This is a genomic window from Serratia oryzae, from assembly GCF_001976145.1.
In the GTDB taxonomy this organism is placed as follows: domain Bacteria; phylum Pseudomonadota; class Gammaproteobacteria; order Enterobacterales; family Enterobacteriaceae; genus Chania; species Chania oryzae.
The window spans coordinates 133,473-159,467 of sequence record NZ_MOXD01000004.1; the positions used below are offsets into that span (position 1 = coordinate 133,473).

General features: G+C 54.7%; 26 protein-coding genes. 12 read left to right on the forward strand and 14 right to left on the reverse strand.

Translation table 11 applies throughout. The annotated features are described in order from the left end of the window. Positions 1-132 precede the first annotated feature (132 nt). The 9 genes from ptsN to BMI79_RS23320 all read right to left on the reverse strand — a co-directional run bounded on the left by ptsN (position 133) and on the right by BMI79_RS23320 (position 6,979). Positions 133-594, reverse strand: coding sequence for a PTS IIA-like nitrogen regulatory protein PtsN (gene ptsN / locus BMI79_RS08980; protein WP_197091822.1), 462 nt, complete (start codon positions 592-594; stop codon positions 133-135). A 240-nt stretch (positions 595-834) separates the two neighbouring features. Further along, complete coding sequence (gene hpf / locus BMI79_RS08985) at positions 835-1,122, reverse strand: ribosome hibernation promoting factor (protein ID WP_076941806.1); 288 nt, start codon at positions 1,120-1,122, stop codon at positions 835-837. A 23-nt stretch (positions 1,123-1,145) separates the two neighbouring features. After that, the gene (rpoN, locus tag BMI79_RS08990; protein ID WP_076941807.1) at positions 1,146-2,579 is read right to left on the reverse strand and encodes an RNA polymerase factor sigma-54; all 1,434 of its coding nucleotides are present in this window, start codon (positions 2,577-2,579) and stop codon (positions 1,146-1,148) included. Between the two features lie 30 nt (positions 2,580-2,609). Then, on the reverse strand, positions 2,610-3,335 hold the full coding sequence (lptB, locus tag BMI79_RS08995) for an LPS export ABC transporter ATP-binding protein (protein ID WP_076941808.1): 726 nt from the start codon (positions 3,333-3,335) through the stop codon (positions 2,610-2,612). A gap of 6 nt (positions 3,336-3,341) precedes the next feature. Continuing rightward, positions 3,342-3,881, reverse strand: a complete 540-nt coding sequence (gene lptA / locus BMI79_RS09000; RefSeq protein WP_076941809.1) for a lipopolysaccharide ABC transporter substrate-binding protein LptA — start codon at positions 3,879-3,881, stop codon at positions 3,342-3,344. Continuing rightward, complete coding sequence (lptC, locus tag BMI79_RS09005) at positions 3,850-4,428, reverse strand: LPS export ABC transporter periplasmic protein LptC (RefSeq protein ID WP_076941810.1); 579 nt, start codon at positions 4,426-4,428, stop codon at positions 3,850-3,852. The genes lptA and lptC overlap by 32 nt, the downstream gene beginning before the upstream one ends. After that, positions 4,425-4,979 (reverse strand): 3-deoxy-manno-octulosonate-8-phosphatase KdsC, encoded by a 555-nt coding sequence (gene kdsC, locus BMI79_RS09010; protein ID WP_076941811.1) that lies wholly within the window; start codon positions 4,977-4,979, stop codon positions 4,425-4,427. Before kdsC ends, lptC begins: the two co-directional genes overlap by 4 nt. Positions 4,980-4,996: 17 nt before the next feature. Further along, the gene (gene kdsD, locus BMI79_RS23315) at positions 4,997-5,983 is read right to left on the reverse strand and encodes an arabinose-5-phosphate isomerase KdsD (RefSeq protein ID WP_095996111.1); all 987 of its coding nucleotides are present in this window, start codon (positions 5,981-5,983) and stop codon (positions 4,997-4,999) included. A gap of 15 nt (positions 5,984-5,998) precedes the next feature. After that, positions 5,999-6,979: a calcium/sodium antiporter gene (locus BMI79_RS23320; RefSeq protein WP_095996112.1), complete on the reverse strand. Its 981-nt coding sequence runs from the start codon at positions 6,977-6,979 to the stop codon at positions 5,999-6,001. Between the two features lie 441 nt (positions 6,980-7,420). Between BMI79_RS23320 and mlaF the strand changes: the two genes are divergently transcribed. The 7 genes from mlaF to murA all read left to right on the forward strand — a co-directional run bounded on the left by mlaF (position 7,421) and on the right by murA (position 12,215). Further along, positions 7,421-8,236: a phospholipid ABC transporter ATP-binding protein MlaF gene (gene mlaF, locus BMI79_RS09025; RefSeq protein WP_076941813.1), complete on the forward strand. Its 816-nt coding sequence runs from the start codon at positions 7,421-7,423 to the stop codon at positions 8,234-8,236. A gap of 4 nt (positions 8,237-8,240) precedes the next feature. Then, positions 8,241-9,023 carry a lipid asymmetry maintenance ABC transporter permease subunit MlaE gene (gene mlaE / locus BMI79_RS09030; RefSeq protein WP_076941814.1) on the forward strand — a complete coding sequence of 261 codons (783 nt, stop codon included), beginning with the start codon at positions 8,241-8,243 and terminating at the stop codon, positions 9,021-9,023. A 4-nt stretch (positions 9,024-9,027) separates the two neighbouring features. Next, a complete protein-coding gene (gene mlaD / locus BMI79_RS09035; protein ID WP_076941815.1) occupies positions 9,028-9,570 on the forward strand; it encodes an outer membrane lipid asymmetry maintenance protein MlaD in 543 nt (180 codons plus the stop codon). Positions 9,571-9,584: 14 nt separating this feature from the next. Further along, entirely contained in the window at positions 9,585-10,214 is a 630-nt protein-coding gene (mlaC, locus tag BMI79_RS09040) for a phospholipid-binding protein MlaC (protein ID WP_076941816.1), read from the forward strand. After that, a complete protein-coding gene (gene mlaB, locus BMI79_RS09045; RefSeq protein WP_076941817.1) occupies positions 10,214-10,516 on the forward strand; it encodes a lipid asymmetry maintenance protein MlaB in 303 nt (100 codons plus the stop codon). Before mlaC ends, mlaB begins: the two co-directional genes overlap by 1 nt. A gap of 128 nt (positions 10,517-10,644) precedes the next feature. Then, positions 10,645-10,899 carry a BolA family iron metabolism protein IbaG gene (gene ibaG / locus BMI79_RS09050; RefSeq protein ID WP_076941818.1) on the forward strand — a complete coding sequence of 85 codons (255 nt, stop codon included), beginning with the start codon at positions 10,645-10,647 and terminating at the stop codon, positions 10,897-10,899. Between the two features lie 56 nt (positions 10,900-10,955). Further along, entirely contained in the window at positions 10,956-12,215 is a 1,260-nt protein-coding gene (gene murA / locus BMI79_RS09055) for a UDP-N-acetylglucosamine 1-carboxyvinyltransferase (RefSeq protein ID WP_076941819.1), read from the forward strand. Between the two features lie 44 nt (positions 12,216-12,259). Here the strand turns inward: murA and degS are convergent, their stop codons facing one another. The 3 genes from degS to zapG all read right to left on the reverse strand — a co-directional run bounded on the left by degS (position 12,260) and on the right by zapG (position 15,374). Continuing rightward, positions 12,260-13,318, reverse strand: a complete 1,059-nt coding sequence (gene degS / locus BMI79_RS09060; RefSeq protein ID WP_076941820.1) for an outer membrane-stress sensor serine endopeptidase DegS — start codon at positions 13,316-13,318, stop codon at positions 12,260-12,262. A gap of 89 nt (positions 13,319-13,407) precedes the next feature. Continuing rightward, entirely contained in the window at positions 13,408-14,781 is a 1,374-nt protein-coding gene (gene degQ / locus BMI79_RS09065; RefSeq protein WP_076941821.1) for a serine endoprotease DegQ, read from the reverse strand. 191 nt (positions 14,782-14,972) lie between these two features. Further along, entirely contained in the window at positions 14,973-15,374 is a 402-nt protein-coding gene (zapG, locus tag BMI79_RS09070; protein WP_076941822.1) for a Z-ring associated protein ZapG, read from the reverse strand. 232 nt (positions 15,375-15,606) lie between these two features. Between zapG and zapE the strand changes: the two genes are divergently transcribed. The 5 genes from zapE to sspB all read left to right on the forward strand — a co-directional run bounded on the left by zapE (position 15,607) and on the right by sspB (position 19,326). After that, the gene (gene zapE, locus BMI79_RS09080; protein ID WP_076941824.1) at positions 15,607-16,734 is read left to right on the forward strand and encodes a cell division protein ZapE; all 1,128 of its coding nucleotides are present in this window, start codon (positions 15,607-15,609) and stop codon (positions 16,732-16,734) included. Between the two features lie 220 nt (positions 16,735-16,954). Then, positions 16,955-17,383, forward strand: a complete 429-nt coding sequence (rplM, locus tag BMI79_RS09085; RefSeq protein ID WP_004958166.1) for a 50S ribosomal protein L13 — start codon at positions 16,955-16,957, stop codon at positions 17,381-17,383. 15 nt (positions 17,384-17,398) lie between these two features. Then, positions 17,399-17,791, forward strand: coding sequence for a 30S ribosomal protein S9 (gene rpsI / locus BMI79_RS09090; RefSeq protein WP_076942061.1), 393 nt, complete (start codon positions 17,399-17,401; stop codon positions 17,789-17,791). Positions 17,792-18,181: 390 nt separating this feature from the next. After that, positions 18,182-18,823, forward strand: coding sequence for a stringent starvation protein SspA (gene sspA / locus BMI79_RS09095; protein ID WP_076941825.1), 642 nt, complete (start codon positions 18,182-18,184; stop codon positions 18,821-18,823). A 5-nt stretch (positions 18,824-18,828) separates the two neighbouring features. Next, complete coding sequence (gene sspB, locus BMI79_RS09100) at positions 18,829-19,326, forward strand: ClpXP protease specificity-enhancing factor (RefSeq protein WP_076941826.1); 498 nt, start codon at positions 18,829-18,831, stop codon at positions 19,324-19,326. A 121-nt stretch (positions 19,327-19,447) separates the two neighbouring features. Here the strand turns inward: sspB and BMI79_RS09105 are convergent, their stop codons facing one another. Continuing rightward, entirely contained in the window at positions 19,448-20,866 is a 1,419-nt protein-coding gene (locus BMI79_RS09105; protein WP_076941827.1) for a glutamate synthase small subunit, read from the reverse strand. An 11-nt stretch (positions 20,867-20,877) separates the two neighbouring features. Further along, positions 20,878-25,338 (reverse strand): glutamate synthase large subunit, encoded by a 4,461-nt coding sequence (gltB, locus tag BMI79_RS09110; protein ID WP_076941828.1) that lies wholly within the window; start codon positions 25,336-25,338, stop codon positions 20,878-20,880. Positions 25,339-25,995: the final 657 nt, after the last annotated feature.

The window sequence follows — 25,995 nt, forward strand, 5'->3', positions numbered from 1 at the left end:
GTGGCAACTCCCCCTGGCATATCAATGGCGCTTATCGCCACCGTTAGGATCTTTATTATCCAAGCCGCAGCCTGGATGCATTATCAGTAAAACACTAGCTTTTTCATGGCTAAAAGTCACGCCAACTCGCGATTACTCAGTGATAATCTGATAGAGCTCTTCATCGGTCTGTGCTGCGCGCAGGCGGCGGCAGACGGTTTTGTCTGCCAGCCGTTTGGCGACCAGCGACAGGGTATGCAAATGCGTTTTGCATTGATCGGCGGGCACCAGTAAGGCAAACAGCAGGTCGACCGGCTGGTTATCAATGGCGTCAAAGGCGATGGGTTCTTCCAGACGGATAAACACGCCAACGGCACGCAGGGTGTCCTCTTCCAGTTTGCCATGGGGGATCGCGATACCGTTGCCGATACCGGTGCTGCCCATGCGTTCACGGGTGAGAACGGCATCAAACACCACCTGCGACGGCAGGTTGAGCTGTTTAGCGGCCAATTCGCTGATAATCTCCAACGCCCGTTTCTTGCTGGTGCAGTGTACCGAGCTCTTGGTGCACTCGATGTTTAACACCGAGCTTAATTGCATTATTTCGTTGTTCATCTCATCTTCACTTAAAAAACTCTCATTAAGCGCTTTATCGGGCTTTTTGCCGCCAGCCAGTGATGCGCTAAGTGGCTGGCAAACTGTCTGCTCCGATGACGCCTGATGAATCGCTTTTTTCGCCGGTTTAACCCTGATGGCGGGTCGGCGCGCCCCTTTCAGGGGGAGCGTGCCGACGTTGCCTGGTAGCCAATGGACTACAATTTGAGCGGCGTTCGCTGAGGCGATCGCGGCTCAATGTCAGTGCTGCTTTAGTTTGTCTTTATGTTTGTTCAATTGACGCGCCAGTTTATCGATCAGGCTGTCAATCGCGGCATACATATCCTCTTTTTCCGAGGTGGCGTGCAACTCGCCTCCATTCACGTGCACCGTTGCTTCCGCAATCTGCTGCACTTTTTCCACACTGAGAACGACGTACACCTGATTAATGCGATCAAAATACTGTTCGAGTTTGGCGAACTTATTGTTCACGAACTGACGCATTGGTTCAGTGATTTCGATGTGGTGTCCGGTAATGTTGAGCTGCATAATGTCTTCCTTCTCTGTAGAGGTCAAATCAACTGTTTGCGCTGATTTGACGGCGGGATGGACAAAGACTCTCGGTACTTGGCAACGGTGCGCCGTGCCACCATGATCCCCTGATCGGAAAGCATCGTGGCCAGCTTGCTGTCGCTAAGCGGTTTGGCGGGGTTTTCCGCCGTAATCAATTTCTTCACTAACGCCCGGATCGCCGTAGAGGAGGCTTCGCCACCGCTGTCGGTATTCACATGGCTGGAGAAGAAATACTTCAATTCGAAAATACCACGCGGGCTGTGCAGGAACTTCTGCGTCGTCACGCGCGAGATCGTCGATTCGTGCATCTCCACGGCCTGGGCGATATCGGCCAGCACCATGGGTTTCATAAACTCTTCCCCCTGTTCAAAGAAATCTTCCTGCTGCTCGACAATGCAGCGGGTAACTTTGAGCAGAGTATCATTACGGCTTTCCAGGCTTTTGATCAGCCACTTTGCTTCCTGCAGGTTGCTGCGAATAAACTGGCCGTCGGCATCGTTACGCACGTTATTGCCGAGCGCGGCATACTGCTGGTTGATCTTCAGGCGCGGGATGCTGTCAGTATTGAGTTCAACCTGCCATTTACCTTGCACCTTACGCACCAGGACATCCGGGATCACATACTCGGATTCACCGGTATTGATCGACTGACCAGGGCGCGGATCGAGCGACTGGATCAGCAGCATCGCTTCTTTCAGTGTATCTTCTTTTGAGCGGGTTGTTCGCATCAGGCTGCGAAAGTCGTGATTGGCCAGCAAATCTAGGTGCTCGCTGACGATCAGGCGCGCCTCCGCCAGATAAGGCGTGTCTTTGGGGTATTGGGAAAGCTGGATCAGCAGGCAATCACGCAGATCGCGCGCCGCCACGCCGATAGGATCGAAGCGCTGTACGCGTTTCAAGACCGCTTCGACTTCATCCATGGTGACATTGTCGTCACCGATGCTTTCCAGAATGTCTTCCAGCGGCACGGTGAGATAGCCGGTATCATCAACGGCATCGACGATCGAGGTGGCAATCGCTGCGTCGGTATCGGAAAACGGCGTTAAATCCACCTGCCACATCAGATAGTCCTGCAGCGTCTGGGTGGTTTCTCCCTGGTAGACCGGCAATTCGTCATCGCTGTAATCGATGCTGCTGCCGGAGGGGGTGCCTGCGGTGTAGATCTCATCCCAGGTGGCATCCAGAGGCAGCTCTTCGGGCATATCCTTTTGTTCCAGCGCCTCACGGGTGTCCAGCGCTTCGGTCTCCGGGCGTTCTTCGGTATCAATTTCTTCGTGCAGGTCGGTTTGTTCAAGCAGTGGGTTGCTTTCTAACGCCAGTTGGATTTCCTGCTGGAGCTCAAGCGTGGACAGCTGCAACAGGCGTATCGCCTGCTGTAGCTGGGGAGTCATCGCCAATTGTTGGCTGAGCCTGAGTTGCAAACCTTGCTTCATAATCTTCAGGTTACTTCCGTTAGCTAGAACCTAGAGGCGGAATTCTTCGCCCAGATAAACGCGTTTCACTTGCTCATCGGCCAGAATAGCATCTGGTGTGCCATGGGCAATCAATTTGCCTTGGCTGACGATGTAGGCGCGTTCACACACGTCCAGCGTTTCGCGCACGTTGTGGTCAGTGATTAATACCCCCAGACCGCTGTTACGCAGGTGCTCGATGATTTTCTTGATATCGATAACGGAAATCGGGTCAACCCCGGCAAAGGGTTCATCCAGCAGGATGAATTTCGGGTTGGCGGCCAGCGCACGGGCAATTTCCACGCGGCGGCGTTCACCACCGGACAGTGACTGGCCCATGCTGTTGCGCAGATGGGAAATATGGAATTCCTCCATCAGTTCGACGGCGCGATCGGCACGCTGCTCGCTGGTGAGATCGTCACGGATCTCCAGCACCGCCATCAGATTGTCGTAAACGCTCAGGCGACGGAAGATCGAGGCTTCCTGCGGCAGATAGCCGATACCCCGGCGCGCACGGGCATGCAGCGGTAGAATACTGATGTCTTCTTCATCGATGGCGATACGCCCAGCATCGCGCTGAACGATACCCACCACCATATAGAACGTGGTGGTCTTGCCGGCGCCGTTGGGGCCCAGCAGGCCGACGATTTCGCCAGATTTCACTTTCAGGCTGACGTCTTCGACGACTTTGCGGCCTTTATAGGCTTTCGCCAGATTTTCTGCGATGAGTGTTGCCATAAGGGATTAGTTACTCTTCTTTTGAGCGTTTTTGTCTTGCAACTGTGAGGGCACCAGGACCGTTGTCACACGTTTGCCTTTATCGCTGAATGCCTGCATCTGCTGCTGTTGCACCAGATAAGTGATGCGATCGCCCTGCACATTGCTGTCCAGCTGTTCCAGATAGGCATTGCCGGTGAGTGTGACCAATTGGGTTGCGACGTCGTAGCGGACTTTCTGCGCATGGCCTTTCACCGGTTTGCCGTTATCCTGCATCTGGTAGAACGTGACCGGATTACCAAAGGCTTCAATATAGGTTTTGTTCTGATCGCCATCGGGGCGCGTGACGACCACTTTATCGGCTTTGATCTCGATGGTGCCCTGCCTGATCACCACGTCGTCAGTAAAGGTGCTGACGTTGCTCTGCATGTCTAATGACTGTTTCAGCGAATTGATATTCACCGGCTGATCGGCGTCGGATTTCAACGCCATAACCGGAGCGCTGGCGGTCAAAACGAGGCTGGCGATCAATAGATTACGGAGTTGTCTTTGGGTTTTGAATTTCATAGTTGGTTTTGACCTTATCAATCAGCTCAGCGGTTTTGTCCCGCAGGTTTCCACGCATTTTCATGCCGTTAGAAGTAAAGTTCGTCCCGAACAGGGTCACTTCATCATCGGAGTAAACATCCTGCGTGACCAGATTAACCCGAGCGTTATCCGTTTTGATTTTTTCTAGCTGCGAGGTGGTGGTTAGGCTGTTCACCTCAACGTGACCGTACAGATACAGCATACGATCCTTGGTCAGTTTGGCGCGATCGGCGCGTACCGACCACGTGGCCACGGCATCATCATTAAACAGCGTCATTACCGGCTGGGTGAACCAGCTTAACTCATCGGCGGTGTAATATTTCACCTCTTCGGCCACCAGTTTATAGTTCAACTTACCGGTTGGGCTGTATACCACCGTTACCGTGTGTTGACTCTGATAGGTCGGATCTTGGTTATTGATCGGTGCCGAGCTGCTTTCATCGCTGAAGTCAGCCATATTCCAGCCGATCAGCGCCAGTACGATCACCGCCAGTATCAGGGTGATCCAGAGTTTGGTTTTACTCATATCGACAGCCCTTTGGCCCCTTCCAGTTTGTTCTGAGCCAAAAGAATCATGTCACACAGTTCACGCACGGCACCACGTCCACCGGAGATGCGCGTGACGTAATGAGCCCGCGGCGTCAGCAGCGGATGCGCATCCGCCACGGCAACCGCCAGGCCGACTTCAGCCATCACCGGCCAGTCGATCAGATCGTCGCCGATATAAGCCACGTGTTCGGGTGTTAACGACAGTTTATCCAACAGTTCACGGAAGGCCAAAAGCTTATCGGATTGCCCTTGATACAGATGGGTGATATCCAAGGTTTTTGCCCGATCTTCCAGCAGCTTGGCTGAACGGCCGGTGATGATGGCGACTTCGATACCAGAGGTTTTCAGGCAGCGGATGCCGTAACCATCGCGCACATTGAAGGCTTTCAGCTCTTCACCCTGGTTGCCCATGTAGATCAGGCCGTCTGACAGCACGCCGTCGACATCACAAATCAGCAGGCGGATCTTTCCGGCTCGTGCCATCACGTCTTCAGTCACCGGCCCGTAGCAGGTTTCAACCAGACTCATTCTTTGGGTTCCTTTCATTAGACAACGCCGGCACGCAGCATGTCATGCATATGTACCACACCCAGCAACTGGTCGCCATCAGCAACCAGCACGGCGGTGATATGGCGTTGCTGCATCAGATTGAGCGCATCGACCGCCAGCATGTTCGGACGCACGCGAATACCCCCTGGGGTCATCACATCGGCGATTTTGGCGTTATTGAGATCGATACCCATATCGAAAACCCGGCGTAAGTCACCGTCGGTGAAGATCCCGGCGATTTTCATCAGATCGTTGCAGATCACGGTCATGCCGAGGTTTTTGCGGGTGATCTCCAGCAGGGCATCGCGCAGAGAGGCGTCGGCGCTCACCTGCGGGATCTCATCGCCGCTGTGCATGATATCGCTGACGCGCAGCAGCAGGCGGCGACCCAGTGCTCCACCAGGGTGCGACAGGGCAAAATCTTCTGGTGTAAAACCGCGTGCTTTCAGCAGTGCCACCGCCAAAGCATCACCCATCACCAGCGTGGCGGTGGTGCTGGTGGTGGGAGCCAGACCAAGCGGGCAGGCTTCCTGCGGCACCTTGATGCACAGGTGTACTTCCGCCGCTTTGCCCATTGAGCTTTCCGGGTTATTGGTCAGGCAAATCAGTGGGATCTGCTGGCGTTTCAGCACCGGGATCAGTGCCAGAATCTCATTAGATTCACCGGAGTTGGAGATGGCCAACACAATGTCCTGCGCTGATACCATGCCCAGATCGCCGTGGCTGGCCTCTGCCGGGTGTACGAAAAATGCCGGGGTGCCGGTGCTGGCCAGCGTGGCGGCAATCTTGCAGCCGATGTGGCCGGATTTACCCATGCCCATCACCACGACTTTGCCACAGCAGGCGGCGATCATTTCGCAGGCACGGGTGAAGTCGGTGTTGATGTACTGATCGAGCTGGGCTAGGCCTGCACGCTCAATCTGAAGCACTTCCTTACCTGCCTGCTGAAAATCAAAGCCCGGTTGCCACTGAATGTTCGACATACTCATTCCCATCACTTAGCCAAAAAACGTGCTGAAAGGGTTAAACAACAACACCGCAAGATACGCAATAAAGCCACATAATAACAGAGCACCCGCCAGATGGCCGATACGATGTTTACGCCTGAGGCACAAGGCGCTGAGCAGGATGCTGGCTGCCAGCATCACCCAGTAATCGCGCTGGAAGGCGGCAGGATCGATCCTGCCCGGCGATAGCAGCGCGGGGATGCCCAGGACGATCACCAGGTTAAAAATGTTGGAGCCGATGATATTACCAATCGCCATATCATCTTCGCCCTTTAGTGCTCCGGCAATGGTGGTGGCCAGTTCGGGTAGGCTGGTGCCGATGGCAATAATCGTCAGGCCGACCACCAGTTCACTCAGGGCGAAGTAATGGGCGATCACCGTGGCGTTGTCGATGATCATCTTCGAAGAGAGCGGCAGGATGATAAATGCCAGCACCAGCCACAGTATGGCCACGGTGTTGCTGCTGTCCTGTGGCAGTTCGGCGAGTTGTTCCATGGTCAGGCTGTCATTGCCTTCACGCTGGGCCTGCCGGGCGATTTTCAGCATCAGCAGAATAAAGCCGGTGGCGGCAGCCAGCAGCAGCACACCGTCCAGCCTGCTGAGGCTGTTGTCCATCAGCACAAAACCGCATATCAGGGTGACAGCCAACATCAGCGGCAGTTCGCGCCGCAGGATGTCAGAATGGGCCGCCAAAGGGTGGATCAGCGCAGCAACCCCCAGGATCAATAAAATATTGGTGATGTTGGAACCCAATACGTTGCCAACGGCCATATCGGTCTGGCCATTCAGCGCCGCAGTGACCGAGACGATCAGCTCCGGCAGGGAAGTGCCGATACCGACAATGGTCATACCGATAATCAGCGGCGGTACGCCCAACGAGCGGCTAAGCACCGCCGCACCATAAACTAATCGATCCGCTCCATACACCAGTAAAAATAAACCAACGATTAACAATACGATCGCGAGAAACATGCAGGGTCCTTTATTAGGTATAATGCCCCTGGTTTTTCAGGTTGCAGTGTCGTGGGTTGTACACGTTCACCCCGCTGGTGGGGCACGGACTTACCGCCTGGCTACAACTTGAAATCCATTGGGTATTATCCCGGTTCGTTGGTAAAGCCGAAATTCGGCCATCTTGCTTGCCCATCGTTGTGCAAAGTTAAGCTGCAGCAACGGATTTTCCCGGTTAAAGGTTGAACAGTTTCATTTTTTTGCGTTATTTCTTAATTTTGACTGCCTGAAGCTTAAAAGTAAAACCAATGGCATCATTGGTAGCAAAATGGCGGTAAGTTTTTGTAAAGATGAGACGCATTGCGTCTGTTGCTTTAACATCACGGATAGATTTAGAGCCTGCCCAACCACCCTCATTAAGGCTGGCCCTTAGCAAGAGCGACCGGTAAAGGATCAATAAACATGCACCAGAAGGCAGATAATCTGGTCGAAGTGCGCGGTATGAGCTTCTCTCGCGGCGATCGGCTGATATTTGAAGACATCAATCTGACGGTTCCCCGCGGCAAGGTGACAGCGATCATGGGGCCGTCGGGGATTGGGAAAACCACGCTATTACGCCTGATCGGTGGTCAGTTAGCGCCGGATCGCGGCGAGATTTGGTTTGATGGTGATAATATTCCCGCCTTATCGCGCCATCAGCTGTATGAATCGCGCAAGAAGATGAGCATGCTGTTCCAATCGGGAGCGCTGTTCACCGATCTGACGGTGTTTGAAAACGTGGCTTTTCCGCTGCGTGAACACAGCCGCCTGCCGGAGCTAATCCTGCGCAGCACGGTGCTGATGAAGCTTGAAGCCGTGGGGCTACGCGGTGCCGCTGAGCTGATGCCAAACGAGCTTTCTGGCGGGATGGCACGGCGTGCCGCACTGGCGCGGGCGATTGCGCTGGATCCGGCGTTGATCATGTTCGACGAGCCCTTTGTCGGCCAGGATCCCATTACGATGGGCGTGTTGGTGAAGCTGATTGATGAGCTGAATCATGCGCTGGGTATGACTTGCATCGTGGTTTCACATGATGTGCCAGAGGTATTGAGCATTGCTGATTACGCCTATATCGTGGCGGATCACCATGTGATTGCCGAGGGTACGGCAGCGCAGTTGCAGAACAATCCTGATGCACGCGTGCGTCAGTTTCTGGATGGTATTGCCGACGGGCCGGTACCCTTCCGCTATCCGGCCAGTGATTATCAGACTGAGCTTCTAAGGAATGGGAGTAAATAATTTCATGTTTTTACAGGCGTTAGCGTCGTTAGGGCGCCGTGGCATCAACACCAGCGCCGCTTTTGGGCGCGCCGGGCTGATGCTGTTCCATGCGCTGATCGGGCGCCCGGAACCGCATAAGCAGTGGCCGCTGCTGATCAGGCAACTTTACAGCGTGGGTGTGCAGTCGTTATTGATCATCATGGTTTCTGGCGTGTTTATCGGTATGGTTCTGGGGCTGCAAGGGTACATTGTTCTGACCACCTACAGCGCAGAAGCCAGCCTTGGCATGATGGTGGCGCTGTCGCTGCTGCGTGAGCTGGGGCCGGTCGTGACCGCCCTGCTGTTTGCCGGCCGTGCCGGTTCTGCCTTGACCGCCGAGATCGGCTTGATGAAAGCCACAGAACAGCTCTCCAGCCTGGAAATGATGGCGGTCGATCCGCTGCGGCGCATCGTTGCTCCGCGTTTCTGGGCGGGATTAATCAGTATGCCGCTGCTGACGATCATTTTTGTGGCTGTCGGGATCTGGGGCGGATCGGTAGTGGGCGTGGACTGGAAAGGGATCGACAGCGGTTTCTTCTGGTCGGCGATGCAAGGGGCGGTTGAATGGCGCAAGGATTTGCTCAACTGCCTGATTAAGAGCGTGGTATTTGCCATTACCGTGACCTGGATTGCGATCTTCAACGGCTACGATGCGGTGCCGACTTCTGAAGGGATTAGCCGGGCAACGACAAGGACCGTGGTACATTCGTCACTGGCGGTGTTGGGATTGGATTTTGTGCTGACTGCACTGATGTTTGGGAATTGATTCGATGCAAACGAAGAAGAGTGAAATCTGGGTTGGGGCGTTCATGCTGATTGCACTGTGTGCCATCGTCTTCCTCTGCCTGCAGGTGGCAAATATTAAGTCGATCGGTAATGAGCCGACTTACCGTATCTATGCCACCTTTGATAATATCGGTGGCTTGAAAGCGCGTTCACCGGTGAAGATCGGTGGGGTGGTGATTGGCCGGGTAGCGGAGATCTCGCTCGATCCGAAAACCTACACGCCGCGTGTGGCGCTGGATATTCAGAGTAAATATAACCAGATACCAGACACTAGTTCATTGGCGGTGCGTACCTCCGGCCTATTGGGGGAACAATATCTGGCGTTGAACATCGGTTTTGAAGATCCTGATATGGGCACCACCATTCTGAAAGATGGCGGAACCCTTCAGGACACCAAGTCAGCCATGGTGCTGGAAGATTTGATCGGCCAGTTCCTGTACAAGAGTGGCAGCCAGGATAGTGCGGGCAAACCGGCGGCTGCGGCACCGGCAGCCGATGCTGCTCCACAACCTGCCCCAAGTCATTAATAGAGGAAGCCTGCATGTTTAAACGTTTACTGATGGTGGCTCTGCTGGTGGTTGCTCCGCTAGCGTCTGCGGTTGATCAGACCAATCCTTATAGCCTGATGCAGGATGCCGCGGATAAAACCTTCGCGCGCCTGAAAACCGAACAGCCTAAAATCAAACAGGATCCCAACTACCTGCGCACCATCGTGCATGAGGAATTGATGCCGTTTGTGCAGGTGAAATACGCCGGTGCGCTGGTATTGGGCCGTTACTACAAAGAGGCCTCCCCGGCACAGCGTGAGGCTTATTTTGCCGCTTTCCAGGCTTATCTGGAGCAGGCGTACGGCCAGGCTCTGGCGATGTATCATGGCCAGACTTATCAGATTGAACCGGCGCAGCCTCTGGGAGATGCCGACATTGTCGCCATTCGTGTGACGATCATCGATAACGCGGGCCGCCCACCGGTGCGCTTGGACTTCCAATGGCGAAAAAACAGCAAGACCGGCTATTGGCAGGCGTATGACATGATTGCCGAAGGCGTCAGCATGATCACCACCAAGCAGAATGAGTGGGCATCGACTCTGCGTACCAAAGGGGTTGATGGCCTGACTCAACAGTTGCTGGTTGCGGCGCAGCAGCCAATCACCTTGGATCAGAAAAACTGATGGCCGAAGCATTAAGCTGGGAATCACAACCGCCAATCCTGATTCTGCGCGGCGAACTGACGCGCGAAACCCTGCTGCCACTTTGGCAACAGCGTGAGGCACTGGTGGCGGATAAAGCCATCGTGGACGTGGCTCAGTTGCAGCGCGTTGACTCCTCCGGCCTGGCATTGCTGCTGCATTTGCGCGAACAGCAGCGCCAGCGGGGTGTCGAATTAAAAATTTCTGGCGTGACAGAGCGGTTGCAAACGCTGATTGCGCTTTACAATCTGCAAGCGATAATGCCTGCAGATACCGTCGCTTAGCCCGCTTTAGGCTGGTTTTATGTTGAAAGCCCCTGTTGCCCAGGGGCTTTTTCTTTAGTTTAAGAAAGCGTCGGATTCCACTAAGATACTAGGTTGATAACGATCCTTTTGATACAGAACTGGATACTATGGAAAATAGCGAAATTAAAGACGTGCTGATGCGAGCATTGGTACTGGATGAAGTCCATGTTACCGGTGATGGTAGCCACTTTCAGGTGATTGCGGTGGGGGAATTGTTCGCCACTCTGAGCCGTGTCAAAAAACAGCAGACTGTCTATGCGCCGCTGATGGAATACATCGCGGATAACCGCATTCATGCCCTGTCGATCAAAACATTCACGCCAGAAGAGTGGCAGCGGGATCGCAAGCTCAACGGATTTTAAGGCTGTTTGCCCTGTCGGGCAGGCAGCTCAGAACAAATAACAGAGAATATAGTCAAATGGATAAATTTCGTGTGCAGGGTCCGAGCCGTCTCAGCGGTGAAGTGACCATTTCCGGGGCGAAGAATGCTGCCCTGCCGATTCTGTTTGCCGCCTTGTTGGCGGAAGAGCCTGTCGAGTTGCAGAATGTCCCGAAACTGAAGGACATTGACACAACCATCAAATTACTCAACCAGTTAGGCACCAAAATCGAGCGTAATGGCTCGGTATTTGTTGATGCCAGCGAGGTTAACGAGTTCTGTGCGCCATACGAACTGGTGAAAACCATGCGAGCATCCATCTGGGCCCTGGGGCCATTGGTGGCGCGTTTTGGTCGTGGTCAGGTTTCGCTGCCCGGTGGCTGCGCCATCGGTGCGCGCCCGGTTGATTTGCACATTACCGGCCTGGAACAACTGGGCGCAGAAATCAAACTGGAAGAGGGCTACGTCAAGGCTTCCGTGGACGGGCGCCTGAAAGGTGCACACATCGTGATGGATAAGGTCAGCGTAGGCGCTACCGTGACGATCATGAGTGCGGCAACGCTGGCAACGGGCACCACCATCATTGAGAACGCCGCACGCGAGCCGGAAATTGTCGATACCGCCAATTTCCTCAACACGCTGGGTGCCAAAATCAGCGGTGCTGGCACTGACCGCATCACTATTGAAGGAGTCGAGCGCCTGGGCGGCGGTGTTTATCGCGTGCTGCCAGACCGTATCGAAACCGGTACTTTCCTGGTGGCAGCGGCGGTTTCCGGTGGCAAAGTTCTGTGCCGTAATACGCGCCCGGATACGTTGGATGCGGTGCTGGCCAAGCTACGTGAGGCCGGAGCCGATATTGAAGTGGGGGCCGACTGGATCAGCCTGGATATGCATGGCAAGCGCCCGAAAGCGGTGACCGTGCGTACTGCTCCACACCCGGGGTTCCCTACCGATATGCAGGCGCAGTTCAGCCTGTTGAACCTGGTGGCAGAAGGCACTGGCGTTATTACCGAAACCATCTTCGAAAACCGCTTTATGCACGTGCCTGAGCTGATTCGTATGGGCGCACATGCTGAGATCGAGAGCAATACCGTGATTTGCCACGGTGTCGAGCAGCTTTCTGGTGCACAAGTGATGGCTACGGATCTGCGTGCTTCCGCTTGCTTGGTGCTGGCTGGCTGTATTGCCGAGGGCGTGACGACGGTGGATCGTATCTATCACATCGATCGTGGCTACGAAGGTATTGAAAACAAACTGCGTGCGCTGGGTGCCAATATCGAGCGGGTAAAAGACGCATAAGGCTGCGTTTGGCCTAGAAAATGAGAGCCCGGGAAACCGGGCTTTTAGCTATTATCTTCCGGGAACTCACCCACCGTCATTTTCAGCGTCAGGCGTTGGCCTTCACGCAGTACCACAACCGGGATCTCGGTCCCTGGGCGAATTTCAGCCACTTGATCCATGGTTTCCAGCACGGCCACGGCCGGTTTATTATCGACGTTGATAATGATGTCGTTGATATGGAAGCCTGCGTTGGCGGCTGGCCCATTGGGCGTGAGTTCGGTGACGATAATGCCTTGCAGACGATCGATACCGCTATTGGAAGTGCGCACCGGAATAATCTCTTTCCCCTGAATACCAAAGTAACCGCGGATCACTCGGCCATCGCGGATCAGCTTATCCATGATCTTGGTTGCCAGCGCCGTTGGAATAGCGAAGCCTAACCCTTCCGGTGTTTCCCCATCGGTCACCTTGTCATAAGTCAGGGTATTGATGCCCATCAGTTCACCCAGTGAATTGACCAACGCACCGCCGGAGTTGCCACGGTTGATCGAGGCATCGGTTTGCAGGAAGGTTTGCCGCCCGGTGGTGCTAAGGCTGATGCGGCCAGTGGCACTGATAATCCCCTGAGTCACGGTTTGCCCCAGGTTGTAAGGGTTGCCGATCGCCAGCACTACATCGCCGATATGCGCCGGACGTTGGCTATTGATCGGGATCACCGGCAAGTTACCGGGATCGATTTTCAGCACCGCCAAATCAGTCAGGCTGTCGGAACCCACCAGCAGTGCCTCATAACGGCGGCCATCCTGCAGCACCACGGTAATCAGTTGGGCATCTTTGATCACATGGCGATTGGTAATGATGTAGCCGCGATCGTTCATGATCACACCGGAACCTAACGACAGCACGTTGGCTGTGCCACTCATATTGCGGTTATAGATATTCACCACCGCAGGCGCTGCGCGGCGTACGCCGGTATTGTAGCTGGCAGGGATTTCGTCGCTGGTGTTTCCAGGTTTGCTGGCGAAAATATTACTGGAAGAACGCAGCACGGGCAGGGCAACCAACAACAGGCCAGCGACAATCAAACCAATAACAACTGAACGCAAAAGCTTAGCAAACATGGGGTTTTAATATGCTAAATGGATGGTAAATGGAGGATAGCATGAGTTAACCGGGGGCAGTATGTTACCGCACCCGGTTTTGAGACAAATTAACGCATTAACAGATAAATGTTTTCATTGCCGCGCATGATGCTCAATGCCGTAACGGCTGGCTTGGTGTCGAGCAGTTTGCGTAATGCCGCGATGTCCTCAATCCGTTCACGATTGACACCGATGATCACATCCCCTTTCTGCAGGCCAATCTGGGCGGCCGGAGTGCCTTTCTCGACGTTCTCAATCTTCACGCCTTTCTCACCGCCTGGCAGAGCACCGTTACTGAGAGATGCCCCTTGCAGCGCAGGAGAGAGCGTCTCGGCATTGGTAGAGGCGCTTTCGCTGTTTTCCAGGGTGACCGACACTTCCATCGGTTTACCCTCACGCAGCAGACCCACTTTGATGGTGGTACCTGGTGCAGTGGTGCCGACTTTGGCGCGCAGCTCAGCAAAACTGCTGATCGGCTTGCCTTCAATAGAAACCAGAATGTCACCGGCTTTGATACCCGCTTTGGCGGCGGCAGATTTTGGCAACACTTCGCTGACGAAGGCACCGCGTTGCACGTCGGTATTAAAGGCTTTCCCCATATCGGCGGTCATTTCACTGCCTTTGATGCCCAACAGGCCGCGTTTGACTTCGCCAAACTCAATCAGTTGCTTACTCAGGCTCTGCGCCATATTGCTGGGGATCGCGAAACCGATACCGATATTGCCCCCGCCCGGAGCCAGAATTGCGGTGTTGATACCGATCAGTTCACCGTTGAGGTTAACCAGCGCACCGCCGGAATTACCACGGTTGATGGAGGCATCGGTCTGGATGAAGTTTTCCAGCCCTTCCAGGCTCAGGCCGCTGCGGCCTAAGGCAGAGATAATGCCGGAGGTTGCCGTCTGGCCGAGGCCGAAGGGGTTACCAACGGCGACGGCGAAGTCACCTACGCGCAGTTTGTCGGAATCTGCCACTTTTACCGCAGTCAGATTTTTTGCACCGCTGACCTGCAACAGGGCAATGTCGGATTGCTCATCACGGCCAAGCAGCTTGGCCTCATATTCACGGCCATCGTTAAGCTGGATGCTGATCTTGTCGGCGTTGCTGATGACGTGGTTGTTGGTCAGAATATAACCTTTTTCCGCATCAATAATCACACCGGAACCCAGGCCTTCAAAAGGACGCGAGCTTTGCCGCTGTGATGGCATGTTGGGGCCAAAGAAGAATTTAAACTCTTCCGGCAATTGCTGCTGGCGTTGTACCTGGGTGCCTTCCACACGCACGCTCACCACGGCGGGCAGGACTTTTTCCAGCATTGGTGCCAGGCTTGGCAGCGGTTGCCCCTCAACGGCAACCGGCATGGCTGCGTTGGCTACGGGTGCAGAAGCCAGCGTTAGACTCATGCTCATTGCTAACGCGCTAAGAATTAATGATTTTTTCTTCATTGATAATAACTCTCTCAATACCTGCCGGTGAAATTCTGATGATAAAGCAATAGCGATACCCGTGTAAGACTGTGAATTTGCGTGAAAAGTTCACTTAATCGTCAGTAGAAAGAATAGCGCAGATGCAGGGGGTAAGGCGTGGAGAAGATCAACAAACCCGTGGGGTGAACCACGGGTTTGCATCAGAGAAATTAATCGCGACGTGGCGTTGTGCCACGCAGCAGACCAGATGCCCCTTCAGAATAGTCACGCGGCATTTCTACCGGGGCCTGATCGTTATCGGCTTCCACTTCAGTCAGACGATAACGGAACGGATTGTCTTGGAGCGGCAGATCCGGCAGCAGGTTGTTGGAACTTTTCGCCATATGCTGATAGAGCAGGCGATAGTCGCGCGCCATGTTGTCCAACAGTTCGGCACTGCGGGCAAAGTGGCCAACCAGTTCCTGACGGTATTCCTCGAGCTCGGTTTTGCTTTTATCCAACTCGCTTTGCAGCTCTTGTTGTTGACGTAATTTACGGTTACCAAAACGCATCGCTACCGCACCAATCACGATACCGACAACCAAACCAATCAGCGCATACTCCCAGGTCATGATGACTCCTATTGTGACTTCGTTGTTCCGCAGGGATTTTTCACTTAATAATGTTCACTATAACCGTTAACCTTGTCTGAGTGGAATCCTGATAAACCGTTACCGAACGTTTGCCGGGTTTTTTCTCTGGCCACAGCGTGGGTAAATGTGGCGATCAGGGGGCGAAGCAGCTGCGAAACGCCGCGAAAATTTGCAAAATAAATTCTCAGAATTCTTAGGGATCTTCGAATAAATGCAGGCACAGTCACCGTTATCACGCTACCAGCAGGCGCTGGATGCGGGGGAATACCAGGCCGATGCGGTTCAGCGTCAGGCCGTTACGCAGTTGGATCAGATCTATCAGGCGTTGCTGCAGGTACCGGCTCAAGGCGCAACGGCGGGCGGTTTACGCGGCAAGTTCAGCCGACTGTGGGGCAAAAACAGCACAACGCTGAACCCGCGCCCGGTGCAAGGATTGTATATGTGGGGCGGCGTTGGCCGTGGCAAAACCTGGCTGATGGATCTGTTTTTCCACAGCTTGCCGGGCGAACGCAAGCTGCGGCTGCATTTCCACCGTTTTATGCTGCGGGTGCACGAAGAACTGACCGAATTGCAGGGCCATGAAAATCCGCTGGAGATCGTGGCCGATGGCTTCAAAGCACAGGCCGATGTGTTGTGCTTTGATGAATTTTTCGTTTCGGATATCACCGACGCGATGCTGCTGGCAACGCTGTTGCAGGCGCTGTTTGCGCGCGGGATCACGCTGGTGGCCACGTCCAATATCCTGCCGGACAACCTCTATCATAACGGTTTGCAGCGGGCGCGATTCCTGCCCGCCATCGCCTTGATCAAAGAATATTGTGACGTGATGAACGTCGATGCCGGTATTGATTATCGCTTGCGCACCTTGACACAGGCGCACCTGTATCTGACACCGCTCACCCCACAGACGCAAAGCGCGATGGACCAGATCTTTTTGAAGCTGGCCGGCAGAGCGGGTGAAGATGCGCCGGTGTTGCAGATCAACCATCGGCCATTAGCGACGATCCGCGCGGTAGAAGGGGTGTTGGCAGTGGATTTTCACACGCTGTGCGAAGATGCGCGCAGCCAGTTGGATTATATTGCGCTGTCGCGCCTGTATCACAGCGTGATGCTGTATAACGTGCGCATTATGGGGCCGCTGAAGGAGAATACCGCCCGCCGTTTTCTGGCACTGGTGGATGAATTTTATGAGCGCCATGTCAAGCTGGTGATTACCGCTGAGGCATCGATGTTCGAGATTTATCAGGGTGAGCGGCTGAAGTTTGAATTCCAGCGCTGTTTGTCGCGTTTGCAGGAGATGCAGAGTGAAGAGTATCTGAAGCTGCCTCACTTGCCATAAATCGCGGTTTGCCTCAAAAACTGTTCGATCTTTGTGGGCGACTTCTCTATAATCCTGCGACCCCACGTTACAACAAAGTTTTTTTCCCAAAAACTTTATAGTGCCGGCAATGGCTATTCGAAGGGGTAGGTTTGCTGGACTTGATGGTCGTGTGAGCCTCAACTGTTTTCGAGCGTTTGGGTGTTCACCAACGTGTAACTAATTATTGGGTAAGCTTTTAATGAAAACTTTTACAGCTAAACCAGAAACCGTAAAACGCGACTGGTACGTTGTTGATGCAGACGGTAAAACTTTAGGCCGCCTTGCTACTGAACTGGCTCGTCGTCTGCGCGGCAAGCATAAAGCGGAATACACTCCGCACGTTGATACCGGTGATTACATCATCGTTCTGAACGCAGAAAAAGTTGCTGTAACCGGCAACAAGCGTAATGACAAGATGTACTACCACCACACCGGCCACATCGGTGGTATCAAAGAAGCGACCTTTGAAGAGATGATTGCCCGCCGTCCTGAGCGTGTGATTGAAATCGCGGTTAAAGGCATGCTGCCGAAGGGCCCGCTGGGTCGTGCAATGTTCCGTAAGCTGAAAGTTTACGCGGGCACTGAGCACAATCACGCGGCACAGCAACCGCAAGTTCTGGACATTTAATCGGGATTAATGGCAATGGCTGAAAATCAATACTACGGCACTGGTCGCCGCAAAAGCTCCGCCGCTCGCGTCTTCATCAAGCCGGGCAGTGGTAACATCGTTATTAACCAGCGTAGCCTGGAACAGTACTTCGGTCGCGAAACTGCCCGCATGGTAGTTCGTCAGCCGCTGGAACTGGTCGACATGGTTGGTAAATTTGACCTGTACATCACCGTTAAAGGTGGTGGTATCTCTGGTCAAGCTGGTGCTATCCGTCACGGTATTACCCGTGCACTGATGGAATATGATGAGACTCTGCGTGGCGAGCTGCGTAAAGCAGGCTTCGTTACTCGTGATGCTCGTCAGGTTGAACGTAAGAAAGTCGGCCTGCGTAAAGCACGTCGTCGTCCGCAGTTCTCCAAGCGTTAATTCTTGCTGCCTCGGCAGTGCGTTTTACGCGAAAAACCCGGTGCCTCACCGGGTTTTTTTATGCCTGAAATTCCTTGAAACTTCATGGAAATCTGCGGCCTGGCTGACAATTCAACATGAAATCGCCGCATGGTCCCCACAAGAGAGTCAAAATCTGGTAAACTATGACCCACTTTTGCGCCTGTTCGCCGTGCAGTTGCTGTCAGTCTACCTCCGAGGCCCGTTTCTCGACCTAAGGTTTATCTGCGAACTGCAGGCTTGCGGTCAAGACTATTCAGAATAGCAGCCTGATGGGCCCAATAGATTTCAAGCCGCGGCAAGATGCCAACTTGAAAGACAAAGGGAAGTTGGCTATTCGCAGTATTTTCTAGATAACACTTGGAGGTTTTCATGGCTGTCGCTGCCAACAAACGTTCGGTAATGACGCTGTTTTCTGGCCCGACCGACATCTTTAGCCATCAAGTACGTATCGTACTGGCGGAGAAAGGTGTCAGCGTCGAGATCGAGCAGGTTGAACCGGATAACCTGCCGCAGGATCTGATTGACCTCAATCCTTACCAAACGGTACCTACGCTGGTCGATCGCGAACTGACGCTGTACGAGTCCCGCATCATCATGGAATACCTTGATGAGCGTTTCCCGCACCCACCGCTGATGCCGGTTTATCCGGTTGCGCGTGGCGAAAGCCGCCTGATGATGCTGCGTATCGAGAAAAACTGGTACTCGCTGATGTATAAAATCGAGCAGAGTAACGGTCAGGAAGCCGAGTCAGCACGCCGTCAACTGCGCGAAGAGCTGCTGGCAATCGCGCCAATCTTCGGTCAGACGCCATATTTCATGAGCGAAGAGTTCAGCCTGGTGGATTGCTACCTGGCACCGTTGCTGTGGCGTTTGCCGCAACTGGGTATTGAGTTGAGCGGTGTGGGTTCTAAAGAGCTGAAAGGCTACATGACCCGTGTGTTCGAGCGTGATGCATTCCTGGCCTCCCTGACCGAAGCCGAGCGCGAAATGCGCCTGCAAACCCGGGGTTAAACGTCATGGATATGTCTCAGATGACCCCGCGCCGCCCTTATCTGCTGCGGGCATTCTATGACTGGTTGCTGGATAACCAACTCACCCCGCATCTGGTGGTGGATGTTATGCGCCCTGATGTCCAGGTGCCAATGGAGTTTGCCCGTGATGGCCAGATAGTGCTGAACATCGCGCCGCGCGCCGTCGGTAACCTGCAGTTGGGCGATAATGACGTGAGTTTCAACGCCCGTTTTGGTGGGGTGCCGCGTCAGGTGTTGGTGCCAATGGCCGCCGTACTGGCGATCTATGCACGTGAAAACGGCGCAGGTACCATGTTCGAGCCTGAAGCTGCCTATGAAACGGAAAGGGCTTTCGAAGGCCTGGATAATCAAACCGGTTCTTCAGAAAATCTGATGTCAGTGATCGACGGCGATCGTCAGGACCACCATGACGATCATGGCCCTGATGATGAACCGCCGCAGCCGCCACGCGGTGGCCGCCCGGCGTTGCGCGTCGTGAAGTAACTGCGTCAGCAGGATAAAAAGGTACAGCATGCTGTGCCTTTTTTGTTGCCCAGCGTTTGGACGTTTGCCAAAAAATAAAGGGCCAGCATGCTGGCCCCTTGGAATCACACAGAGGAGTTACTTACACTTCCAAGTAACTCATAATGCCTTCTGCCGCTTTACGCCCTTCGGCAATCGCGGTCACCACCAGATCAGAACCGCGCACCGCATCGCCACCAGCGAAGATCTTCGGGTTGCTGGTCTGGAAGGCGTTATCGATACTTTCTGGCGCCACAATCCGGCCCTGTTTGTCGAGCTGCACGTCGTGCGCTGCCAACCAGTCCATGTTGTGCGGGCGGAAACCAAACGCCATCACTACCGCATCGGCGTCAAGCACATGCTCGGAACCTGCAACCTGTTCGGCCACCTGGCGCCCATTGGCATCCGGCGCACCCAATTGAGTGCGAACCATCTTCACGCCAGCCACGCGGCCTGCGCTGTTCAGTTCAATGCTCAGCGGTTGCAGGTTGAATTTGAATTCCACCCCTTCCTCGCGGGCATTTTTCACTTCGCGCTTGGAACCCGGCATGTTGGCCTCATCACGGCGATAGGCACAGGTTACCTGAGTGGCACCTTGGCGGATGGCACTGCGCACACAGTCCATCGCGGTATCACCACCACCCAGTACCACCACGCGTTTGCCTTGCATGCTGACATAAGGCTCGTGCTGTGTGGCTTCATAGCCCATCAGTTGCTTGGTATTGGCGATCAGGAATGGCAGCGCATCGTAAACTCCCGGTGCTTCTTCGTTCGCCAGCCCGCCGCGCATCGATTGGTAAGTCCCCACGCCGAGGAACACCGCATCGTATTCGCTTAACAGTGTGTCCATGGTGATGTCTTTACCGACTTCGGTATTAAGCTGGAATTCGATGCCCATCTCGCTGAAGATCTCACGGCGCTTGATCATCACCTCTTTTTCCAGCTTGAAGGCTGGTATGCCGAAGGTCAGCAGGCCGCCGATCTCGGGGTGACGATCGTAAACCACCGCTTTTACTCCGTTACGGGTCAGCACGTCGGCACAGGCCAAGCCTGCCGGGCCGGCACCAATCACCGCTACGCGCTTGCCGGTGGGCTGCACGTGGGACATATCCGGCTTCCAGCCCATTTCGATGGCTTTATCATTGATATAGCGCTCAATATTGCCGATGGTGACCGCACCGAATTCATCGTTCAGGGTGCAGGAGCCTTCACACAGGCGATCTTGCGGGCAAACGCGGCCACAGACTTCCGGCAGGCTGTTGGTCTGGTGCGCCAGATCGGCGGCTTCCATAATGCGACCTTCGTTCGCCAGCTTCAGCCAGTTTGGAATGTAGTTATGCACCGGGCATTTCCATTCGCAATACGGGTTGCCACACGACAGGCAGCGATCGGCCTGCGCTTTCGCCTGGGTTTCCGAAAACGGCTCGTAAATCTCGACAAACTCAATTTTACGGATCTTCAGCGGTTTCTTTGGCGGATCTACGCGCTGCAGGTCGATAAATTGATAAACATTCTGACTCATTTCATGACCTCTTACTGTGCCTGAACCCGCAGCTCGGCGGCGCTTCGACTACGGTGACCCAATAATGCTTTGACATCGCTGGACTTCGGCTTAACCAGAGCAAACTTCGGTGCCCATTGCGGCCAGTTGGCCAGGATCTCTTCGGCGCGTGATGAACCGGTGGCCTGCACGTGCTCGGTAATCAAACCACGCAGGTGTTCCTCATGGATCGCCAGTTGATCGACGTCTAACACTTCCACCAGCTCTGGGTTGACGCGCTTACGGAACTCGCCGTCTTCATCCAGCACGTAGGCGAAACCACCGGTCATGCCTGCGCCAAAGTTGATGCCGGTTTTGCCCAGCACGCAGACGATACCGCCGGTCATATATTCACAACCGTTATCACCAATCCCTTCAACCACGGTGATGGCACCGGAGTTACGCACCGCGAAACGCTCACCAGCGCGGCCAGCGGCGAACAGTTTGCCACCGGTTGCGCCATACAGGCAGGTGTTACCTACGATGCTGGCTTCATGGCTGCGGAAGGCGGAACCCACCGGTGGGCGCACGGCAATGCGGCCACCGGCCATGCCTTTCCCCACGTAGTCGTTGGCATCGCCGGTCAGGGTCAGCTCAACCCCGCCCGCATTCCAGACGCCGAAGCTCTGGCCTGCGGTACCGGAGAAGTGCGCCTTGATCGGATCGGCCGCCATGCCCTGATCGCCGTGCAGCGTAGCGATTGCACCAGACAGGGTGGCACCCACGGAACGATCGGTGTTGCGGATATCAAAGTAGAAAGTCTTGCTTTGCTTCGCTTCAACATGCGGCAGCGCCTGCGCCAGCAGATCCTTGTTCAGCAGGCCCTGATCGAACGGCGGGTTGCTGCTTTCGGTGCAGTGCAGGGCTTTGCCCGCGTGCGGCGTAGCGGTTTTCAGCAACGGCGACAGATCCAGCTTGTTCTGCTTGGCAGAGATCCCATCCAGTTCGGTCAGGAACTCGGTACGGCCAATCAGATCGACCAGTTGGCTGACGCCCAGTTCCGCCATGATTTCACGGGTTTCCCGTGCGATAAAGTGGAAGTAGTTGACCACGCGCTCCGGCAGGCCGTGGTAATGATCGCGGCGCAGCTTTTCATCCTGAGTCGCCACACCGGTGGCACAGTTGTTGAGGTGGCAGATACGCAGGTATTTACAACCCAACGCCACCATCGGGCCTGTACCGAAGCCGAAGCTTTCTGCACCGAGGATCGCTGCTTTAACAATGTCGACGCCGGTTTTCAGGCCACCATCCACCTGCAGGCGGATCTTATGGCGCAGACCGTTGGCCACCAGCGCCTGTTGAGTTTCCACCAGGCCCAGTTCCCATGGGCAACCGGCGTATTTCACCGAAGACAGTGGGCTGGCACCGGTACCGCCGTCGTAACCGGCAATGGTGATCAGATCGGCATAGGCTTTCGCCACGCCGGTGGCAATGGTGCCCACGCCCGGCTCAGAAACCAGCTTCACCGAAATCATCGCCTTCGGGTTCACCTGTTTCAGATCAAAGATCAGCTGCGCCAAGTCTTCGATCGAATAGATATCGTGGTGCGGCGGTGGCGAAATCAGGGTCACGCCCGGTACCGAATAACGCAGTTTGGCGATATACGGCGTGACTTTATCCCCTGGCAACTGGCCACCTTCACCTGGCTTGGCGCCCTGAGCGACCTTAATCTGGATCACGTCGGCGTTAACCAGATAGGCCGGTGTTACGCCGAAGCGGCCGGAAGCCACCTGCTTGATACGCGACACTTTGTTGGTGCCGTAACGTGCCGGATCTTCACCGCCTTCGCCGGAGTTGGAGAAGCCGCCGAGGCTGTTCATGGCGATCGCCAGCGATTCATGGGCTTCCGGGCTCAGCGCCCCGATGGACATGGCCGCGGTATCGAAACGGGTGAACAGCGATTCCGCCGGTTCAACCTGATCGACCGGGATCGGCGTCCCCTGCGGTTTGATCGCCAGCAGATCGCGCAGCGTGGCAACCGGGCGTTCGTTCACCAGCTTGGCATAAGCCTGATAGTCGCTGTATTCGCCGCTGTGCACCGCTTTTTGCAGCGAGTTCACCACGTCCGGATTGTAGGCATGATATTCACCACCGTGAACGAACTTCAGCAGGCCGCCCTGTTCCAGCGGCTTGCGTTTCAGCCAGGCGCGCTTGCTCAGATTCTGCAGATCCTGCTGGAAGTCGCTGAAGCTGGCACCGCCAATGCGGCTGACCACGCCCTGGAAACACAGATCGGAGAGCTCACGATGCAAGCCGACGGCTTCAAACAGTTTCGAACAACGGTAAGAGGCGATGGTCGAGATGCCCATTTTGGACATGATCTTGTACAGCCCTTTATTGATGCCGTTGCGGTAGTTCAGCATCACTTCGCGGTATTTTTTGTCGATCGCCTGGCTGTCCACCAGCTTGGCCAGGGTTTCGTAGGCCAGATAAGGATAGATGGCGGTAGCACCAAAGCCCAGCAGCACGGCAAAGTGGTGCGGATCGCGCGCGCTGGCGGTTTCAACGATGATGTTGGCGTCGCAGCGCAGGTTTTTCTCCACCAGGCGGCTCTGAATCGCCCCCACGGCCATCGGTGCCGGAACCGGCAGGCGCTGGCTGCTGATGGCGCGGTCAGATAACACCAGCAGCACCGCACCGTCACGGACTTTACGTTCCGCTTCGTCGCACAGGGCGCGAACCGTCTGTTCCAGATCCTGCTCGGCCGGATCGAAGGTCAGATCGAGCGTATCGGCACGATAATATTCCCCTTCCAGCGTGGTGAGCTGTTTGAAATCCGAATACAGCAGGATCGGTGATTTAAAGCTCAGGCGGTGCGCCTGGCCTTCGGCTTCGCAGAACACGTTCATTTCACGGCCAATGCTGGTAGCCAAAGACATCACGTGTGCTTCACGCAGCGGATCGATCGGTGGGTTGGTCACCTGCGCAAACTGCTGGCGGAAGTAGTCATAAATAATGCGCGGGCGGCTGGAAAGCACGGCAAATGGGGTGTCGTCACCCATTGAGCCGGTCGCTTCCTGGCCAATCTCGCCCAGCACGCGGATCACCTGATCCAGTTCTTCGCTGCTGTAGCCAAACTGTTTCTGGTAGGTTTCGAGCGTGGCGTCGTCGAGTTCGCGTTTACCCACCTGATCGTCCGGCAGATCTTCAAACGGCACCAGGCGCTTAACGTTTTTCTCCATCCACTCTTTATACGGATGGCGGCTTTTCAGATCGTTATCAGTTTCAGCAGAGTGCAGGATCTTGCCGCTGCGGGTATCGATCACCATCAGTTCACCGGGCCCGACGCGGCCTTTTTCGACCACTTCATCCGGCTGATAATCCCAGATACCGACTTCCGAGGCGCAGGTAATCAGCTTGTCTTTGGTGATCACATAGCGCGCCGGACGCAAACCGTTACGATCAAGGTTACAGGCGGCATAGCGGCCATCGGACATCACGATGCCTGCCGGGCCGTCCCACGGCTCCATGTGCATCGAGTTGAAGTCGAAGAAGGCACGCAGATCGGTGTCCATATCCGGGTTGTTCTGCCAGGCCGGTGGCACCAGCAGGCGCATGGCGCGGATCAGATCCATCCCGCCCGCCAGCAACAGCTCCAGCATGTTGTCGAGCGAGCTGGAGTCAGAGCCGGTTTCGTTAACGAAAGGTGCGGCGGTTTGCAGATCTGGGATCAACGGCGTCTGGAATTTGTAAGTACGGGCGCGCGCCCACTGGCGGTTACCGGTGATGGTATTGATCTCACCGTTGTGCGCCAGATAGCGAAACGGTTGCGCCAATGGCCAGCGCGGCACGGTATTGGTGGAGAAGCGCTGGTGGAACAGGCAGATGGCGGATTCTAAGCGCAGATCGGCCAGATCCAGATAGAAACGTGGCAGATCCGCAGGCATACACAGGCCTTTGTAGATCGTCACCAGGTTGGAGAAACTGCATACATAGAAGCTGCTGTCCTGGACGCGCTTCTCGATACGGCGACGCGCCACAAACAGACGGCGTTCCATATCACGCGGACGCCAGCCCGCAGGGGCGTTGACGAAAATCTGTTCAATACGCGGCAGGGAAGAGAGGGCAATTTCACCCAGTACGTCCGGGTTGGTGGGCACTTCACGCCAGCCGACAATCGACAGCGTTTCGTTCTGTAACTCTTCTTCCACGATGCGGCGGCTGGCGCGGGCTTCTTCTTCGTCGGTGCTGAGGAACATCATGCCAACCGCGTAGTTCTTGGCTAAACGCCAGCCGCGCTCTTCCGCCACCATGCGGAAAAAGCGATCGGGCTTTTGCAATAACAGGCCACAACCGTCGCCAGTCTTGCCGTCGGCAAGGATAGCGCCACGGTGCTGCATGCGGGCCAGTGCGTGAATCGCCGTTCGCACTACCTTGTGGCTAGGTTCGCCTTCTATGTGGGCGATCAGGCCGAAACCACAGTTGTCCCTTTCTTGGGATTTGTCGTACAACATATCAGTGAACCTCCCCAGGCTCTGCGTGACTCTCACAACCACTCACGAGGGGGCTTTCTGGTTTCAGGCAGAAGTCCGAACGGCGAGGTTAATGGCGCCGAACTGCTTTTCCGCCCTCCATCAATGGCCTCTCGTGACGGTTTTCACAAGTGGTAAATGACTTGTTTTAAGAGGGAGTCTTAAATTACTGCATAAATATGACGAGACGTTTGCCCGTCCAGAAAGCTTCCAGCGGACTTCCAACTTATACGAGAAAGAATACGCAGGTCAAATATAGGCTTAAGAAGGTTTTTTGATGGCGTAATCAGGCTTATTATTATGAAAAATAAGATTTTTCATACGTTTTCCCCGCCATGTGACGTCAAGGGGAAGCTCAGGGAAATGTGAGCTGTCTCACTATAGTGCGCGGCCTGAATCTCTGAACCATGCTGGTTTGTGAGTTAATGTTGGAATTTTATTCTGCAAAGTATCTATTTATTGTCGGTTATAACTATTTTTCATCACTTTGTCATAAAGACATTAATCAGTGTGCGCTGATTAGAAAAATTCATCGTGACGGAAGTGATTTTATTTTCAGTAATAGTGAATAGTTATGCCTGTTTCGGCCTTTAGAGAAAAGCGTTGATCTCTGTCATCGCGGGAAAAGCCACCTTTGAT

Excerpts from the sequence above, each read along its gene's own strand:
- lptC (WP_076941810.1), bottom strand. The coding sequence starts at position 4,428 with ATGAGTAAAACCAAACTCTGGATCACCCTGATACTGGCGGTGATCGTA.
- degS (WP_076941820.1), bottom strand. The coding sequence starts at position 13,318 with ATGTTTGCTAAGCTTTTGCGTTCAGTTGTTATTGGTTTGATTGTCGCT.
- hpf (WP_076941806.1), bottom strand. The coding sequence starts at position 1,122 with ATGCAGCTCAACATTACCGGACACCACATCGAAATCACTGAACCAATG.
- sspA (WP_076941825.1), top strand. The coding sequence starts at position 18,182 with ATGGCTGTCGCTGCCAACAAACGTTCGGTAATGACGCTGTTTTCTGGC.
- degQ (WP_076941821.1), bottom strand. The coding sequence starts at position 14,781 with ATGAAGAAAAAATCATTAATTCTTAGCGCGTTAGCAATGAGCATGAGT.
- zapG (WP_076941822.1), bottom strand. The coding sequence starts at position 15,374 with ATGACCTGGGAGTATGCGCTGATTGGTTTGGTTGTCGGTATCGTGATT.
- mlaF (WP_076941813.1), top strand. The coding sequence starts at position 7,421 with ATGCACCAGAAGGCAGATAATCTGGTCGAAGTGCGCGGTATGAGCTTC.
- gltB (WP_076941828.1), bottom strand. The coding sequence starts at position 25,338 with ATGTTGTACGACAAATCCCAAGAAAGGGACAACTGTGGTTTCGGCCTG.
- BMI79_RS23320 (WP_095996112.1), bottom strand. The coding sequence starts at position 6,979 with ATGTTTCTCGCGATCGTATTGTTAATCGTTGGTTTATTTTTACTGGTG.
- sspB (WP_076941826.1), top strand. The coding sequence starts at position 18,829 with ATGGATATGTCTCAGATGACCCCGCGCCGCCCTTATCTGCTGCGGGCA.
- ibaG (WP_076941818.1), top strand. The coding sequence starts at position 10,645 with ATGGAAAATAGCGAAATTAAAGACGTGCTGATGCGAGCATTGGTACTG.
- mlaE (WP_076941814.1), top strand. The coding sequence starts at position 8,241 with ATGTTTTTACAGGCGTTAGCGTCGTTAGGGCGCCGTGGCATCAACACC.
- murA (WP_076941819.1), top strand. The coding sequence starts at position 10,956 with ATGGATAAATTTCGTGTGCAGGGTCCGAGCCGTCTCAGCGGTGAAGTG.
- zapE (WP_076941824.1), top strand. The coding sequence starts at position 15,607 with ATGCAGGCACAGTCACCGTTATCACGCTACCAGCAGGCGCTGGATGCG.
- ptsN (WP_197091822.1), bottom strand. The coding sequence starts at position 594 with ATGAACAACGAAATAATGCAATTAAGCTCGGTGTTAAACATCGAGTGC.
- rpsI (WP_076942061.1), top strand. The coding sequence starts at position 17,399 with ATGGCTGAAAATCAATACTACGGCACTGGTCGCCGCAAAAGCTCCGCC.
- mlaC (WP_076941816.1), top strand. The coding sequence starts at position 9,585 with ATGTTTAAACGTTTACTGATGGTGGCTCTGCTGGTGGTTGCTCCGCTA.
- kdsD (WP_095996111.1), bottom strand. The coding sequence starts at position 5,983 with ATGTCGAACATTCAGTGGCAACCGGGCTTTGATTTTCAGCAGGCAGGT.
- rplM (WP_004958166.1), top strand. The coding sequence starts at position 16,955 with ATGAAAACTTTTACAGCTAAACCAGAAACCGTAAAACGCGACTGGTAC.
- rpoN (WP_076941807.1), bottom strand. The coding sequence starts at position 2,579 with ATGAAGCAAGGTTTGCAACTCAGGCTCAGCCAACAATTGGCGATGACT.
- BMI79_RS09105 (WP_076941827.1), bottom strand. The coding sequence starts at position 20,866 with ATGAGTCAGAATGTTTATCAATTTATCGACCTGCAGCGCGTAGATCCG.
- lptB (WP_076941808.1), bottom strand. The coding sequence starts at position 3,335 with ATGGCAACACTCATCGCAGAAAATCTGGCGAAAGCCTATAAAGGCCGC.
- mlaD (WP_076941815.1), top strand. The coding sequence starts at position 9,028 with ATGCAAACGAAGAAGAGTGAAATCTGGGTTGGGGCGTTCATGCTGATT.
- lptA (WP_076941809.1), bottom strand. The coding sequence starts at position 3,881 with ATGAAATTCAAAACCCAAAGACAACTCCGTAATCTATTGATCGCCAGC.
- mlaB (WP_076941817.1), top strand. The coding sequence starts at position 10,214 with ATGGCCGAAGCATTAAGCTGGGAATCACAACCGCCAATCCTGATTCTG.
- kdsC (WP_076941811.1), bottom strand. The coding sequence starts at position 4,979 with ATGAGTCTGGTTGAAACCTGCTACGGGCCGGTGACTGAAGACGTGATG.